Below are 15585 nucleotides of genomic sequence, written 5' to 3'. Positions count from 1 at the left end.
GTAAATGATAAAAGTATTTTGCTATGAACGTAGCGATAAGTTTGCTGATAACAAATAAAGGATGCGCCATAAAAAATGGCTTACCCATATTAAATGAGTAAGCCAAAAAAGAACTATCAGGTTTCTATAACTTGATTAGCCAATCGACTACAAGTTCGGATTTAACCACTTCTCAGCCGTTTTCATATCCCAGCCTTTACGCTCCGCATAGCTCTCTAACTGATCACGACTGATTTTTCCGACGTTGAAGTACTCGCTATCAGGATGCGAGTAATAGAATCCGCTGACCGATGACGCAGGCCACATCGCATAGCTTTCGGTCAACGTCGTACCAATCGCATCTACCGTACCGAGCCAGTCAAACAATTTACCTTTTTCGGTGTGCTCAGGGCAAGCAGGGTAGCCAGGTGCAGGGCGGATACCGACGTATTTTTCTTTAATCATCTCATCATTGGTAAGTGATTCGGTTGGTTGGTAGCCCCAATACTCTTTACGAATTAGCTCATGTAGATGCTCGGCAAAGGCTTCGGCTAAACGGTCAGACAGCGCCTGTACCATGATGGCATTATAGTCATCGCCTGCTGCTTTGTATTGCTCAGCCAGTGCTTCTGTACCGACGATGGAGACAGTAAAGCCGCCCAAGTGATCGGTATGCGTCTCTGATGGCGAGATAAAGTCTGCCAAGCTAAAGTTAGGCTTGCCACTGGCTTTGTCGCTTTGCTGACGTAAATGCTCAAACTGATACGTTGGGCTGCCACCATTTTGTGGGTCGTTATCATACACAGTCACGGTGTCGGCCCCAGTGCGGCGCGCGGGCATCAGTTTAAACACCCCTTTAGCTACGATTGATTTTTCATCAATCATCTTTTGCAGTAGCTCTTCTGCATTTTCAAACAGATCGCGTGCCGCTTCGCCAACCACATCATCTTGCAATATTTTCGGGTATTTACCGGTCAGACCCCAAGAGATAAAGAACGGTGTCCAATCGATATAGGGTAGTAGGTTGGCGATTGGATAGTCATTCAATATCACTTGTCCTAGCTTATTTGGCACTGGTGGCACATAGGTTTCCCAATCATACTGAAAGCCAATCTTGACCGATTCAGCATAGGTGACTTTGGCGGCTTTTGGTTGACGCTTAGCCAGACGCTCACGCACCTTGACATATTCTTCACGTGTCTCATCGATGAGCGCTTGACGGTGCTCTTTCGACAGCAGTTTGGTCACCACGCCGACTGAGCGCGAAGCGTCCGATACATAGATGACGCCATCGTTTTGATATTGCGGCTCGACCTTGACAGCAGTATGCGCTTTCGACGTCGTTGCACCGCCAATCATCAATGGTAGTGTCATGCCGCGCTCTTGCATTTGCTTGGCGACATAGACCATTTCATCGAGACTTGGAGTAATCAGACCAGACAGACCGATGATATCGACTTTTTCTGCGATGGCAGTATCAAGGATTTTTTCACATGGCACCATCACGCCCAAATCGACGATATCATAGCCGTTACAGCCGAGTACCACACCGACGATGTTTTTGCCGATATCATGTACGTCGCCTTTGACAGTTGCCATCAGGATTTTACCTTTGACTTCGCCTTCGACTTTCTCCGCTTCGATATACGGGTTTAGCCACGCGACAGATTGCTTCATTACACGAGCAGATTTTACGACTTGCGGGAGGAACATTTTACCAGCACCGAATAGATCACCGACGATATTCATACCGTCCATGAGTGGCCCTTCGATGACTTCTAGCGGTTTAGGATACTTCTCCCAGGCTTCTTTGGTATCCGCTTCGATAAAGGTCGTCACGCCTTTGACCAGTGCGTGGGCGATACGTTCTTCTACCGTACCTTCGCGCCAGCTCATATCGACGGTGCTGTCTTTTTTCTTGCCGCCATCTTGGTAGTTTTCAGCGACGGTCATAAGACGCTCAGTCGCATCTTGACCAGTCTCACCTTGATTGCGGTTGAGCATGACGTCTTCGATAGCGTCACGCGCTTCCTTTGGAATATCATCGTACAGCTCAAGCATGGCTGGGTTGACGATACCCATGGTTAGACCGTTTTTGATCGCGTGGTATAAGAATACGGAGTTGATCGCTTCACGGATTGGGTTACCACGGAAACTAAACGAGACGTTGGATACGCCGCCCGAGACCATGGCGTTCGGCAGGTTTTCCGTAATCCAGCGTGTGGCATTGATAAAGTCAGCACCGTAGTTGTTATGCTCGGTGATACCCGTTGCAACGGCAAAGATATTTGGGTCAAAGATAATGTCTTCTGATGGAAAGCCCACTTCATTGACCAGTACGTCATAGCTGCGCTTAGATATTTCAATCTTGCGCTCGTAAGTGTCAGCCTGTCCGTCTTCATCGAATGCCATAACGATAATCGCGGCACCATAACGCATACATAATTTGGCACGCTCAACGAACTCAGCATGACCTTCTTTTAACGAGATAGAGTTGACGACCGATTTGCCCTGCGTACGCTTAAGACCTTCTTCGATAATGTCCCATTTAGACGAGTCAATCATCAGTGGCACACGGCTGATATCTGGCTCGCCTGAAACTAAGTTGACAAAGTGAATCATAGCCTGCTTAGAGTCGAGCATGCCTTCGTCCATATTGATATCGACGATTTGCGCACCGCCTTCGACCTGATCGCGAGCGACATCGAGTGCTTCGGTATAGGCTTCGGTTTTGATCAAACGTAGGAACTTTTTAGAGCCTGTGACGTTGGTACGCTCACCGACATTGACAAACAAGCTATCAGAATTGATGGTAAATGGCTCGAGTCCTGATAGTCGGCAGGCAGGCGCTATCTCAGGGATGACACGCGGTGGATAGTTCGCTACGACTTTAGCGATTTGACGGATATGCTCAGGTGTCGTACCACAGCAGCCGCCGACGATATTTAAGATACCCGCTTTGGCAAAACCTTCGAGTAGGGCAGCGGTTTCTTCAGCGGTTTCGTCATACTCACCAAACTCATTAGGCAGACCAGCGTTTGGATGCGCAGAGACGTAAGTATCAGCGATGTTTGACAATGTCTGAATATGGGGACGCAGCGCATCAGCACCTAGCGCACAGTTAAAGCCAACAGACAATGGCTTGGCATGGCGGATAGAGTTATAAAACGCCTCGGCTGTTTGACCCGATAGCGTGCGACCTGACGCGTCGGTAATCGTACCCGAAATCATAATTGGCAATTCAAAGCCAATATCGTCAAACACACCAGTGATCGCAAATATCGCCGCTTTGGCATTTAGCGTATCGAAGATCGTCTCAATCAAAATAATATCGACGCCGCCCTCTATTAGGCACAAGGTCGCTTCACGGTAGTTTAAGACCAATTCATCAAAGGTAATGTTACGAAACGCAGGATCATTAACATCAGGCGATAGCGAGCACGTACGTGACGTCGGACCCACGACGCCCGCAACGAAGCGCGGTTTCTCAGGGGTTTTTGCGGTAAATTCATCCGCCGCTGCTCGAGCAATCTTGGCCGCCGTCCTATTCAGTTCTGGTACCAAATACTGCATGTCATAGTCAGCCATCGACAGACGCGTACCGTTAAAGGTATTGGTCTCGATGATATCAGCGCCAGCCAGCAGATGATCGTGATGAATGTCTTTAATCATGTGCGGCTGAGTCAGTACCAGTAGATCGTTATTGCCGCGTACATCTTGGTCGATATCAGCAAAACGCTCACCACGATAATCCGCTTCTTCTAATTTATAGGTCTGAATCTGCGTACCCATCGCACCGTCTAACATCAAAATGCGTGACGCCATCTGCTCATTGATACGGGCACGAGCGGTTAGTTGCTGCTCTTTAAACGGAAATACAGCAGGTGGTGTCAATATAAAGTCATTAGCGGATGAGGAACTAGAGGCGGTATCGGTATGAGAATCGGTTGGTGAGGTCGTCGTTGGAATCATAGGTGTGCTGCTTATATCGTAATTATTAAAAAAAGAAGGAATAACAAACCAGTAGCGTGCAGAGTCTCACGAAGAGGACCGCAAATTTGCATTATTTTAGCATGAAAAGTTTGCTACATAGGGATACTGCATATTCCTCTTTGGCAATAGATAAATAAGAGGAGAGCTAAGTAACAAAGCAAGGTATTAGAGTCTATTTCATAAAGCAGATACGCACAAATGAATATCATTTCGCTAAGGGCTTACATAAAGCTTTTCTTTTGCAAATGAAAGCCAACGGGAATGCTCAGAAGTCAGACAGAGTTTACACCCGTACCACAAAAAATTGCGCAAAGTCAGGTTGATAAAGATTGCTTACATGTTAATTTAATTTCAGAAATACAAGGTCTTAGTAAGCTCTACTTATAAATATAGGCTCATTTATTAGCAATAACTGTATTAGCAATAACTGGTACTAAGAGTATCAATGTTAGCAGTATAGTACAGTGAGCAAATGGCATTAGCAGGTAGGATGATCTGTAAGACAGTAATATCATAGTTGAAACAATACCAACGTCAAAGAAATTCAAATCATTAAGGAAAATGTTATGAAACTTACTAAAATTGCCACCATCGGTACATTGGCTATCTCAATTGCGGGTCTAAGTGCTTGTAATAATATGATGCCAGCAAAGACGGGCGATATGAAAGCACCAATGCACAGTCAGAGTATGGCTAAGATGAATGTCGTACAAATTGCCCAAAGCAATCCTGATTTTTCAGTATTGGTAGAAGCGGTACAAGCAGCAGGTCTAGTCGATATGTTGTCTGATCCTAATGCTCACTATACGGTATTTGCACCGACCAATGCTGCCTTTATGCAAGCATTGCAAGAAACAGGTATGACCAAAGCGCAGTTATTTGCTAATAAGCCACTATTGACCAAAGTATTGGGTTATCACGTAGTCGCTGGCGATATGGCTATGTATGCCAAAGATGTGAAGCCTGGTAACGTAATGACCGCTAGCAAAGACACGTTGATGGTAACCAAAGAAGGCAAATTGATGGATGAAAACGGTCGCACAACGAACATCGTGAAGACTGATATCGCTGCCAACAATGGTGTTGTCCATGTAATCGATAGAGTATTGTTGCCTAAATAAGTATTAACTGAGGCATACCAACTGTATTTATTATAAGACTAAGCAGCCATTGTTTGTGATGATTTCATTATCAGACAATGGCTGTTTTAGACTTTAGAGCTTTATCTATATAAGTTTCTATTTAGGTTAGATTTTTAAAGTAGAAATCCGAAAATAGTTAATCCACATCACTTTGTCTTAAATATCGCAATAACTGATATACAAGCAAACAATGCTATATACGTGATTGATACAGTGTTGCTACCTAAGTAAATACCATTTGAAAATTAAACAGTTAGACTGAGAACTATCAATATAACGGACTAAATAGTATGACTAAGTAATTGATACATTTATCAATCATTGGTCATCATTATATTTATCGAAAGTTATTAATTTAAATAAATCCCTTAATCAATTATTTATCCAAAAAGGAATTACCTATGTTAAAGAAGAACTTGTTATCTATCGCAGTTGTAACCGCAGCCATGTCACTAGCAGCGTGTAACGATACAGAGACTGTTGCAGAGCCAACTGAACCAGAAGCGACTGAAGAAATGGCAGTTGAGCCAGTTGCTGAGACAGAAGCTGTTGAAGCTGAGCCAATGGCCGAAATGGACATGGAAGCGACTCAAACTATCGCTGAAATTGCAGCAGAGAACGAAAACCTAACTATCCTAACCGCTGCGCTACAGGCTGCTGGTCTTGATACTATGCTAATGGAAGAAACTAAGCATACTGTATTTGCCCCAACTGATGATGCGTTTGCGCCAGTACTAGAAAAATTAGGCGTGACTAAAGAAGAGTTGTTGGCCAATACGGACTTGCTAAAAACTGTCCTTCCTTACCATGTACTAGCAATGGAAGTTAAAGCGGCTGATATCCCATACGGTACTGAGATCGAAACAGCGAACGGTAAAACCATTACTATCAGTGAAGACAACGTAATTACTGATGCTACTGGTAACACAGCAAATATCACTGGTACAGATATCATGGCAACCAATGGTGTGGTCCACACTATCGATGCAGTATTAATGCCTGAATAAGCTATCTATTATATGTAGATTCATAACCTATAAATTAAAGAAAGCCTAGCCATCGCGCTAGGCTTTTTTATGTCTATGAATTAAAAATAACGGAACTGTGGCTTACCTATACTGGTACGACGACTTAATTAATATAAAGTAGCCTAAAGCTAAAGCGAGCTCTGTAAAGAAGACAGGCAAAAGATAACGTAACTGTCATACGTTGTTTCGAATACAGCTTAACTTTAAGAGATAAAAGGGTAATTTTAAGGTATTAAATCAGCTCGTATGAATATGATTTTTAATATTTCGGTAAGCTATTCTGTAGCAGTGTAGAAAACTATCCAAACAAAAAAGCCCGAGAACATGGTCTCGGGCTTTTTGTTTGTTCAATAAGATCAAATAGCAACCTTATTAAATAGACTTACACTTTATCTTTACGTAATGGGTCAGCGTTCATGCTTTTTTGTTGTGCTAGATGACGCTCTTCCCAATACGGTGCATTTTTGATACCGAATTTAGCAGGATCAAAACTATAGCGAGTGACGCCAGCTTTACGCTGAGCCTCATAGTCTTTAAGCATAGTAAGGGTTGGACGAGCCACGATGAAGATGACAAGAATACCAACAATGTTAAGCCAAGCCATAAGACCAACACCGATATCACCGATTGCCCAGATATAACCAGCTGAGTTTAGACCACCATAAGCAACCATCGCCATGATAAGCACTTTCACTAGGAATAGACCAGTTCTGTTCGCACTACGACCGAGGAAGCGAGTCAAGTAAGCCACGTTTACTTCAGCGATGTAGTAGTAAGCCAGAATTGTGGTAAAGGCAAAGAAGAATACAGCGATTGCGATAAAGACATTACCAAACGTACCGTATACAGATTCCATTGCCATTTGCGTGAACGCAGGAGCATTGATTTCAGTAGTAGCAGCAACGTTCTGTACGATGAACTGACCATCTGGTAGCGTACCTTGAATGTTGTACATACCAGTAGACAAGATCATGAATGCAGTAGCAGAACATACTAGTAATGTATCAACATATACTGAGAATGCCTGAACTAGACCCTGCTGTGATGGATGCTCAACTTCAGCAGCAGCAGCAGCGTGAGGACCTGTACCCTGACCAGCTTCGTTAGAGTAGATACCACGTTTCACACCCCAACCGATAGCAGCACCAAAACCTGCTTGTGCAGTGAATGCATCACCAACAATCATACCAAATACATCTGGAATCAAGCTGAAGTTGCTGAACATGATGATTAGCGCTAAGGCAATATAACCTAATGCCATGAAAGGTACTGCAAACTCAGTAAAGGTTGCAATACGCTTAATACCACCAAAGATGATGATACCTAGCACCACTAAGATGATAGCCAAGCCGACCAAACGCATAGAGCCAACTTCTAGGCCTGCAACGTTCATGATCGTACCTTCGCCCATTACCTGTGCAAATGCACTGATAACACCGTTCGCCTGTACACCAGGTAAGAACATACCACATGATAAAATAGAAGCGATTGCGAAGAGGATGCCGTACCACTTTTGACCAAGGGCACGTTCAAAGTAATAAGCTGGGCCACCGCGATATTCGCCAGTTACCACATCTTTTTCTTTGTAAATCTGAGCAAGAGTAGATTCGACATAGGCTGTAGATGCGCCTAGAAAGGCTACGACCCACATCCAGAATACGGCACCTGGGCCACCGAAGCCGATAGCAGCAGCTACCCCAGCGATGTTACCCATACCCACACGACCAGCGAGTGAGACGGCAAGTGCCTGAAATGATGAGATACCCTGTGCACTAGATTTACCAGTGAATAGGAGTTTGATCATCTCACCGAATAGACGTACTTGTACAAAGCGCGTCATAATGGAATAGAACAGACCGGCACCCAAGCAGAGATAAATCAGCGCTGGGCTCCAGATAATTCCATTTACTAAGTTAACTAAACCTTCCATATTTATGTTCCTAGTACTGTCTCAAGGTGGCACTGTTTGCTAGGAGTAAACTAACTGGTTAACTTACTTATTTAAGTTAAGCAGTTAAAGTCTCTGCATCGACTTATTTGTTGTCTAAGTCTCATTTGCTTGGCCACCAAGAATGGACTGTAGTTGTCTGTATTTACCCGCGTATCTCATCAGTAATACGGACTATTTGCATAGCGCTTATCACTGACAATATAAATATCAGCTGCGTTTACTATTATTCTACAACCTCAACTACTGCGGTCTTCTATCATCATGTTATACATCAGATGAGTCATAAGTTGACCGGCGGATAAAACAGGCGGTTATATAATTAAATATCCATCACCATGATGGCATTCAACTTACTATGAGCTGTCCTGAATAAATACATGACTGGTATGGCGAATTGATAGTATTAAGCGATAATTTGACAGTTAATTGATGTTTTTATTAAGAAATTAACAACTCGCTAATACTAATCAAACTATAAGTCCACTACCAAATGTATTCAAACCGTACGGCTACGTAACTGCAATTTGCCATATTTTTGTACTAATTACTAGAAATTTCTTTATAGACGGTAGATATATTCCATATTTTATTTAGCAGATACATTAGCAAGATTTGCATAATATATAAATAATTGTTTGTAATTTCATAACATTTAGTCTGATTGCGCCAGACTGCTAAATTTTTGCTCTATATCTATCATGATAAAAACGCGTTATCGTTAACGCTATGCGGTTGTGTTTTGGTAACGGTCAATTGTAAAAAGCCGTATATAACGCCATCATTAAGACAACTTCTTTTGATATCATGCTGATAGAGTGTTGCGCAGATATACAATATATAGAGCGCATGACCGTCGTATGAATACTAAGAAAACTTAAAAATATTAAAAACGTGGTACTGGATATTTGTTATTTATCATTATTAGGAGAATCAACAATGACGCGTAAATCTATTATGAAGCCGATGTTGCTAGCCGCTTTATTGACAACTTCTACAGTTGGTCTAAGTGGCTGTGGCTACAACAACCTGCAGGCACAAGATGAGCAGGTCACTGCTTCATGGTCAGAAGTGGTCAACCAGTATCAGCGCCGTTCTGATTTGGTGCCAAACTTAGTCAAAGTCGTACAGCAATATGCCGAGCAAGAGCAAGAAGTCTTCACCCAAGTGGCAGAAGCTCGCTCACGTGCGGGCGGTATCACGGTAACGCCAGAAGTGCTTAATGATCCAGAAGCGATGGAGCGTTATGCAGCAGCGCAAGAGCAGATGACAGGTGCATTGTCACGTTTGATGGCAGTATCTGAGCGTTATCCAGATCTAAAGTCAGATGCACTGTTTCAAGATTTGCAAGCACAGTTAGAAGGTACTGAGAACCGTATTGCTGTTGCTCGTAACCGTTATATCCAAGAAGTGCAGGGATACAATACAACGGTGCGTCAGTTCCCAACCAACATCACTGCAAAAGTATTTGGTATGGATACTAAGCCCAATTTTAGTGTGGCCAATGAAGAGGCGATTTCAACCGCACCAAGTGTTGATTTTGGCGACTCTGCAGAAAAGTCTGCTGAATAAAATTTAGAATGAACGTGACGACAGAGCAGCATAGGCAGCTCTGTTTATTTAGCTAATGGTTCAATGATGATTAGTTAGAGTCTATCAATTGGTAAAGATGTTATCTGAGGTGGTATAGATTAGATGAATAATTCAAAAGCAATCTTATCAGCATTACTGTTTACGTTAGGTGTCGTCAGCGTGCCTGCATTGCACGCTGCACCCAATGATACAGCGGTGGCGACAGATAGCACCTCGAATCTGCAAAACCGTAGTGTCGAAGAGTTGGTGGCTGTTGCTAAAGCAGGCGAGTCTAACGAAGCAATTAATGATGCTGTATTAAATAACGATGCTATCAATGGGGCAGTGCTCGGCAACGACGCTATCACTCAAAACGCAGATAACCAAAGCACAGCAAATGGTACAGCCAATGCCCAAACAACCGCTCAGCCACCTGTACGCTCCAGTGCCGAGGGTGTTGACGCTGACAAGTTGATACTCAATGAACCAGTCGTTGATCAGGCCAATATCCTAAATCCCCAAGAGAGGCTACGTCTAGAGGCTCAGCTTAGAAGTATCTATCAGCAGGGATTAGCACAAGCAGCGGTGGTTATCGTACCAACTACTAATGGCGTACCAATATTTGATTATGCCTTGCAAGTTGCTGAGAAGTGGGAATTGGGTGATGAAGCTATCGATGATGGTCTGCTGATTGTCGTCGCTGTCAATGACCGTGATATGTATATCCTAACGGGTTATGGACTAGAAGGCGTATTACCAGATGCGGCAGTCAACCGTGTCATTCGTGAAGATATCACGCCGTTATTTAAGCAAAATAACTATGGTGCAGGGATAATCGCTGGCGTTGAAGCGCTCAAAACGCGCTTAACTGCTGACCCTGAAGTCTTAGCTCGTGCTGATTCGCAAGCCGCAGAACGTACTGCCCAGCAAAGCTCAGACGAGTTGCCGTCACCTATTTTCTTATTTATCATGGCGATGATTTTTGGTAGCTTTATTACTAATATATTGGGCCGAGTATTTGGTTCTATTATTACCGCTGGCGGGTTTTTTGCAGGTTCAATGGCATTAGGTGGCGGCTTCTTCATGACGCTGATTATGGCGATATTTATCTGGATGTTTTTGATCTCACGCGGCGGTGGCGGTGGAAAAGGCGGCGGCGGTAAAGGTGGGCGCAGAGGCGGCATGATTTTCTTACCCGGTATGGGCGGCGGTAGTGGAGGCGGCTTTGGCGGTGGTGGTTTCGGAGGCGGCGGCTTTGGCGGTGGCGGCGGTGGTTTCGGCGGCGGCGGTGCAGGTGGCTCGTGGTAAGTATTCCACATACGCAAACAAAATAAACTCTACATAACCATCGAAAACGACGTACTTGAGGAAATAATATAATGGTAGAAGACAACGCTTCAAACCCCAGTTTTGCCCGCTGGTGGCGTCAAGTTTTGTTCGTCCCTTTATTACATAGTAAGTGGCTAACAACAGAATCCAAAGCACGCCTAACAGATGCTGTGACACGAGCCGAGCGTGGGCATCGTGGTGAAGTATTCTTAATCGTAGAAAACCATCTGCCTATCCAAGAAGCTTATCGCATGAACTGCCGTGAGCGTGCGATTGATTTGTTTAGCGAATATCGCGTCTGGGATACGGAAGAAAATACGGGCGTCTTGATCTATGTCAATGTATGTGAGCGCAAACTAGAGATTGTCGCAGACCGAGGTATCAGCGCTCACGTTAGTCCAACAGTATGGAATGCAATGTGCGACAAGGCGGTATCTGGTATTGCTACCCAAAAGACAGAAGAGAGCTTGGCTGAACTGCTGGATGAAGTGGGGCAGGTATTACGTCAGTATTATCATTTAGAGCACGATCCAGAAGGCAATGAGCTGTCTGATACAGTGGTATTTTTAAAGTAGTTTGCACCTTACACGGTTTTATTAAGAAGGTTGCTTTTATAAGTAGCTTATCTATACGGTCAAAGGGTTTTGTTTTAGGCGATATGCTTTTAGTGTTAAAATAATTTTTCTGAGACAGATAACGCCTCATATATGTATGGTTTGATTATCCTACTGTGCAATATCTACTAGGGCTCGTCTCGATAACACCATTATTGGAATACTATGATTGAATTAATAAAGAAACTACCGAAAGCTGAACTTCATCTACATATTGAAGGTTCGCTAGAGCCTGAGCTGATGTTTAGATTGGCCAAAAAGAACAATGTAGAGATACCTTATAAAGATATCGAAGATGTACGCAGTGCCTATAACTTCACCAACCTACAGACCTTTTTAGATATCTACTATGCGGGTGCCAACGTCCTACTCACAAAAGATGATTTCTATGATTTGACGTGGGAATATATTCTTAGATGTGTTGAAGATAATGTCATTCACACAGAGATATTCTTTGATCCGCAGACGCATACTGAACGCGGCGTGCCTTTTGAATCGGTCATCACAGGTATCAAAGAAGCGCTTGCAGATGCCAAAGCAAAATACGGTATCACGTCATGTATCATCATGTGTTTCTTGCGTCATTTATCGCAAGAAGAAGCGTTTGAGACATTAGAGCAAGCACTAGAGTATAAAGACGACATCATCGGTGTTGGTCTGGATTCATCAGAACTGGGTAACCCACCATCGAAATTCAAGGAAGTCTTTCAAAAAGCCAAAGAAGAAGGCTTTAAGTTGGTTGCTCATGCAGGCGAGGAAGCAGACTTCTCGTACATCTACGAAGCATTAGACTTATTGAATATCAATAGAATCGATCATGGTGTGCAGTCTATAAAAAGCCCAGAGTTGATGCAAAGACTCAAAGATGAGCAAATGCCATTGACGGTTTGCCCGAACTCAAATATCGAGCTAAAAGTTTTCGAGACTTATAAAGAGCACAATATCAAAGAGCTTTTAGACTATGGTCTAAATATTAGTGTTAACTCGGACGACCCTGCGTATTTCAAAGGATATGTGAACCAAAACTTCATTAACCTATATGAGAATCTGCCGATTACGGAAGACGATGTTATTACTTTGGTAAAAAACTCGTTTAAATCGGCATTTATCAGTGATGAGTTAAAACAAGCTTACTTAGCGAGAGTTGAGCTTGCATTGAAATAATTTTAACGAGCTTGTTTTTAGTAGCAAAGGCTTAACGGTTTATATAAATCGTTAAGCCTTTTTTATTGTCTGTCATTCAGTAATATCTATAATTAGTAGCAATTATAAAGCCGTAATCTCTGATATAAGCAGCGGCAGTATTATTCCAGCCTTTTCTGCTAATGTGATATCGACGATATTATTTGGTGTGGGGTCAGGGTTTATCTCAATAACTTGCGCGCCATTCTGTTTAGCTAGCTGTGATAATCCAGCAGCAGGATAGACCAAGCTTGATGTACCAATACTGATAAATACCTCGCAATTAGCCGCAGCTTCTTCGGCAGTCTGCCATGCCTGTACAGGTAGAGCTTCGCCAAACCAAACAATATCTGGTCTGATGTAACCGTCGCAATGCGAACAGGTAAGCAGTGTTTCATCAAAACTCATAGTACCTTGATTATCGTATGACGCTCTCGATTGATCTTGATAGGGTATCTCACACTGACTACAGCGGTTACGCCACAGATGACCATGCAGGTGAGTCACTGCGCTACCAGCTTGCTCGTGCAAATCATCGACATTTTGGGTAATGAGTGTCACTTGCTGATCGGAGGTTTGCGCATGATACTGCCACTGAGCCAACGCATGATGGGCAGGATTTGGTGCTTTGTCTGCGACCATTTGCCGACGCCATTGATACCATGACCATACTAGCCTTGGATCACGAGTGAATGCTTCAGGGGTTGCCAAGTCTTCGACACCGTAGTTCTCCCACAGCCCTGTTTGCTTATCCCGAAACGTTGGGATGCCGCTTTCTGCTGAAATGCCAGCCCCAGTCAAAATGCAAATACGCTGTTTGGATGCCAGTAGTTGGGCTGCAAGTTTTACTTCTGCTATTAACGCTAGTGATAATTCTGCTAACATGAGCCAACCCTTGCTAATAATGGATATTTTTACTTATGATAGACGGAATTTGGTGGCTTGTCATATTGTTCGCTGTCATCGCAGTTTTATGGTTCGTGGCAAAATCGCGCGGCGCAAAAGCAGGCGGCATAAAATCAAAGAATGCAACACCGAATGATGCGCTGCAAAAAACATCAGCGATATTAAAACAGCATTTTGCTGATTATCGAGTCACACGTAAGGCAAATCATTTGCTCGTTAGCAAACAAGATAAAAAAATAGCGATGATTACGATTGATAAAAAGATTGCTGAGGGTCAGCGCCGTTTGGGTGATGTGCCAGTGATCAATTATCACCGTATTCCTAGCCGTGCTCAGCTAACAGCTAACTTGCAAGACGCAGAGTAATTTTGCTATATAGTCAATCCTCTATCAATTGGCTACGGTGTCAGTCTCGCTCAGTCTACTACTTGTAGTACTTTCCTCGGCTTCTTTGTATCCAAATTATACTGAGTCGACTATAGGTGAGAGCACTAGAAGTATACAAGCACAGAAAAACCGCAAACATGTTGAAGTGTAGGTTTGATGAGTATAGGTAGTTGAGGATAGTATTAAGAGAGTGATAGGGTGAGGTTGTAAACATCATAATTGGTGCGCTCGGCGGGAATCGAACCCACGACCCTCGGCTTCGGAGACCGATACTCTATCCAACTGAGCTACGAGCGCATATGATAACGATATGTCTGACTGCCACGCTTAGATGCGCATGATAATTAGCATAAGGTGTCTAGAAATAAAGACCGCTTAGTCTAACAAATAAAAAGCATAAAGCCAATAAATGACAGTCGCGATTGAGGTTTTTTAAGAAAAAACAGCCAAGTCATTAAACAAGCATGGCAATTTACCTGCCTTTTCCCTTATAATGTTGGGGAGAATTCATATTTATAATCACCGATTGCAAGTGCGCTGGCACGCGGGATGGCTGTCTGCTATTGAAGACTTAGAGGTCGTCAAAGGAGGACAGACAGAATGTCCGAGCCGTGCTAGTCCTTGTATACGTAATAAGAGAACGTGACGAATGAGAAAAGTAGTTATGTTATCGGCAGCTGCCATTCTAGGAATCGCTAGTATCGCGGTGAGCCAAGCTGAAGATGTTGTAGACACTCCTGTAACTGCGTCAGACGTAGCAGAAGGCCAAGAGGTCGTAGACGCTGCTCCTGAAACGCTAGGTGACGATACCCAAGCTGCTGCAGATACGACAGATGGTGCTGCGCCTACTGACGAAGCCGCTCCAGCAGAAGGCGAAGAAACTGCAGCAGCAGCGCCTGCCGCTGATGAAGAGCCAATTCCACAAGATACGCCGCAAGTGCAAAAGCTAATTGCTTTGTATCCTAATCTGATTGCGCGTATCCAGCCTGTTGCCAATATCTGTTTTGAAGATGATGAAGTTTGTGATGTAACGGCACGCTCATCTGGCCCAGCTGCTGGCGATGGCCCTCGTGATGGTAAAGCGGTGTATAACGCTGTATGTCATACCTGTCATGCTGCTGGCTTGCTAGGTTCTCCTATCTTTGGTGATGCTGGCGCTTGGGGGCCACGTATCGCAAAAGGTAAAGATACGCTATATACCCATGCTATCAATGGTTTTAATGCGATGCCTGCCAAAGGTGGCGCGGATATTCCTGATGAAGAAGTTCAAAATGCCGTAGATTATATGGTTGCAGAAGCAAGCTAATCTTTATTGATTACCCTCCAAGCTTTTACGATAGTTATCTATAAAGCGCCTATTTCAGTGATGAGATAGGCGCTTTTTCATGATTAGTATTATTAATATGGTACTTCGAATATAAGGCAGTTGAAATTTGCCATTAGTAGCCTCATTTTATGAGATTAGTTCGTTTATTACCGTACATTGTCACCTTTAGATAGTAGAGT

At 43.5% G+C, this 15585-nt stretch carries 11 protein-coding genes and 1 tRNA gene; 8 read left to right on the top strand and 4 right to left on the bottom strand.

Annotation, left to right across the window (positions count from 1 at the left end; genetic code table 11):
* Nucleotides 1-147: 147 nt before the first annotated feature.
* The gene (gene metH / locus DXK30_RS10985; protein ID WP_114701714.1) at nt 148-3951 is read right to left on the bottom strand and encodes a methionine synthase; all 3804 of its coding nucleotides are present in this window, start codon (nt 3949-3951) and stop codon (nt 148-150) included.
* Between the two features lie 587 nt (nt 3952-4538).
* Between metH and DXK30_RS10980 the strand changes: the two genes are divergently transcribed.
* Nucleotides 4539-5093, top strand: coding sequence for a fasciclin domain-containing protein (locus tag DXK30_RS10980; protein ID WP_057758533.1), 555 nt, complete (start codon nt 4539-4541; stop codon nt 5091-5093).
* A gap of 422 nt (nt 5094-5515) precedes the next feature.
* A complete protein-coding gene (locus DXK30_RS10975) occupies nt 5516-6121 on the top strand; it encodes a fasciclin domain-containing protein (RefSeq protein WP_057758535.1) in 606 nt (201 codons plus the stop codon).
* Nucleotides 6122-6524: 403 nt separating this feature from the next.
* Here the strand turns inward: DXK30_RS10975 and DXK30_RS10970 are convergent, their stop codons facing one another.
* Nucleotides 6525-8072 carry an alanine/glycine:cation symporter family protein gene (locus DXK30_RS10970; protein WP_114701713.1) on the bottom strand — a complete coding sequence of 516 codons (1548 nt, stop codon included), beginning with the start codon at nt 8070-8072 and terminating at the stop codon, nt 6525-6527.
* Nucleotides 8073-9029: 957 nt separating this feature from the next.
* On the opposite strand from DXK30_RS10970, the gene DXK30_RS10965 reads away from it, so the two are divergent.
* The 4 genes from DXK30_RS10965 to DXK30_RS10950 all read left to right on the top strand — a co-directional run bounded on the left by DXK30_RS10965 (nt 9030) and on the right by DXK30_RS10950 (nt 12769).
* Nucleotides 9030-9662: a LemA family protein gene (locus DXK30_RS10965; protein WP_101204949.1), complete on the top strand. Its 633-nt coding sequence runs from the start codon at nt 9030-9032 to the stop codon at nt 9660-9662.
* Nucleotides 9663-9785: 123 nt separating this feature from the next.
* The gene (locus DXK30_RS10960) at nt 9786-10970 is read left to right on the top strand and encodes a TPM domain-containing protein (protein WP_114701712.1); all 1185 of its coding nucleotides are present in this window, start codon (nt 9786-9788) and stop codon (nt 10968-10970) included.
* A gap of 71 nt (nt 10971-11041) precedes the next feature.
* Nucleotides 11042-11566: a TPM domain-containing protein gene (locus tag DXK30_RS10955; protein ID WP_114701711.1), complete on the top strand. Its 525-nt coding sequence runs from the start codon at nt 11042-11044 to the stop codon at nt 11564-11566.
* Between the two features lie 204 nt (nt 11567-11770).
* Nucleotides 11771-12769, top strand: coding sequence for an adenosine deaminase (locus DXK30_RS10950; RefSeq protein WP_114701710.1), 999 nt, complete (start codon nt 11771-11773; stop codon nt 12767-12769).
* Between the two features lie 102 nt (nt 12770-12871).
* On the opposite strand, the gene DXK30_RS10945 is transcribed toward DXK30_RS10950, so the two are convergent.
* On the bottom strand, nt 12872-13672 hold the full coding sequence (locus DXK30_RS10945) for an SIR2 family NAD-dependent protein deacylase (RefSeq protein ID WP_114701709.1): 801 nt from the start codon (nt 13670-13672) through the stop codon (nt 12872-12874).
* A 35-nt stretch (nt 13673-13707) separates the two neighbouring features.
* Between DXK30_RS10945 and DXK30_RS10940 the strand changes: the two genes are divergently transcribed.
* The gene (locus DXK30_RS10940) at nt 13708-14058 is read left to right on the top strand and encodes a hypothetical protein (RefSeq protein WP_114701708.1); all 351 of its coding nucleotides are present in this window, start codon (nt 13708-13710) and stop codon (nt 14056-14058) included.
* 241 nt (nt 14059-14299) lie between these two features.
* Here the strand turns inward: DXK30_RS10940 and DXK30_RS10935 are convergent.
* Nucleotides 14300-14376, bottom strand: a tRNA-Arg gene (locus DXK30_RS10935).
* 352 nt (nt 14377-14728) lie between these two features.
* On the opposite strand from DXK30_RS10935, the gene DXK30_RS10930 reads away from it, so the two are divergent.
* Nucleotides 14729-15385 carry a c-type cytochrome gene (locus DXK30_RS10930; protein ID WP_114701707.1) on the top strand — a complete coding sequence of 219 codons (657 nt, stop codon included), beginning with the start codon at nt 14729-14731 and terminating at the stop codon, nt 15383-15385.
* Nucleotides 15386-15585: the final 200 nt, after the last annotated feature.

It is taken from the genome of Psychrobacter proteolyticus, from assembly GCF_003350005.1.
Classification (GTDB): Bacteria; Pseudomonadota; Gammaproteobacteria; order Pseudomonadales; family Moraxellaceae; genus Psychrobacter; species Psychrobacter proteolyticus.
This window is presented reverse-complemented; position numbering and strand designations above follow the sequence as displayed.

What these genes read in the sequence shown, in the direction of transcription:
- metH (WP_114701714.1), bottom strand. Translation starts at nt 3,951, where the DNA reads ATGATTCCAACGACGACCTCACCAACCGATTCTCATACCGATACCGCC.
- DXK30_RS10980 (WP_057758533.1), top strand. Translation starts at nt 4,539, where the DNA reads ATGAAACTTACTAAAATTGCCACCATCGGTACATTGGCTATCTCAATT.
- DXK30_RS10975 (WP_057758535.1), top strand. Translation starts at nt 5,516, where the DNA reads ATGTTAAAGAAGAACTTGTTATCTATCGCAGTTGTAACCGCAGCCATG.
- DXK30_RS10970 (WP_114701713.1), bottom strand. Translation starts at nt 8,072, where the DNA reads ATGGAAGGTTTAGTTAACTTAGTAAATGGAATTATCTGGAGCCCAGCG.
- DXK30_RS10965 (WP_101204949.1), top strand. Translation starts at nt 9,030, where the DNA reads ATGACGCGTAAATCTATTATGAAGCCGATGTTGCTAGCCGCTTTATTG.
- DXK30_RS10960 (WP_114701712.1), top strand. Translation starts at nt 9,786, where the DNA reads ATGAATAATTCAAAAGCAATCTTATCAGCATTACTGTTTACGTTAGGT.
- DXK30_RS10955 (WP_114701711.1), top strand. Translation starts at nt 11,042, where the DNA reads ATGGTAGAAGACAACGCTTCAAACCCCAGTTTTGCCCGCTGGTGGCGT.
- DXK30_RS10950 (WP_114701710.1), top strand. Translation starts at nt 11,771, where the DNA reads ATGATTGAATTAATAAAGAAACTACCGAAAGCTGAACTTCATCTACAT.
- DXK30_RS10945 (WP_114701709.1), bottom strand. Translation starts at nt 13,672, where the DNA reads ATGTTAGCAGAATTATCACTAGCGTTAATAGCAGAAGTAAAACTTGCA.
- DXK30_RS10940 (WP_114701708.1), top strand. Translation starts at nt 13,708, where the DNA reads ATGATAGACGGAATTTGGTGGCTTGTCATATTGTTCGCTGTCATCGCA.
- DXK30_RS10930 (WP_114701707.1), top strand. Translation starts at nt 14,729, where the DNA reads ATGAGAAAAGTAGTTATGTTATCGGCAGCTGCCATTCTAGGAATCGCT.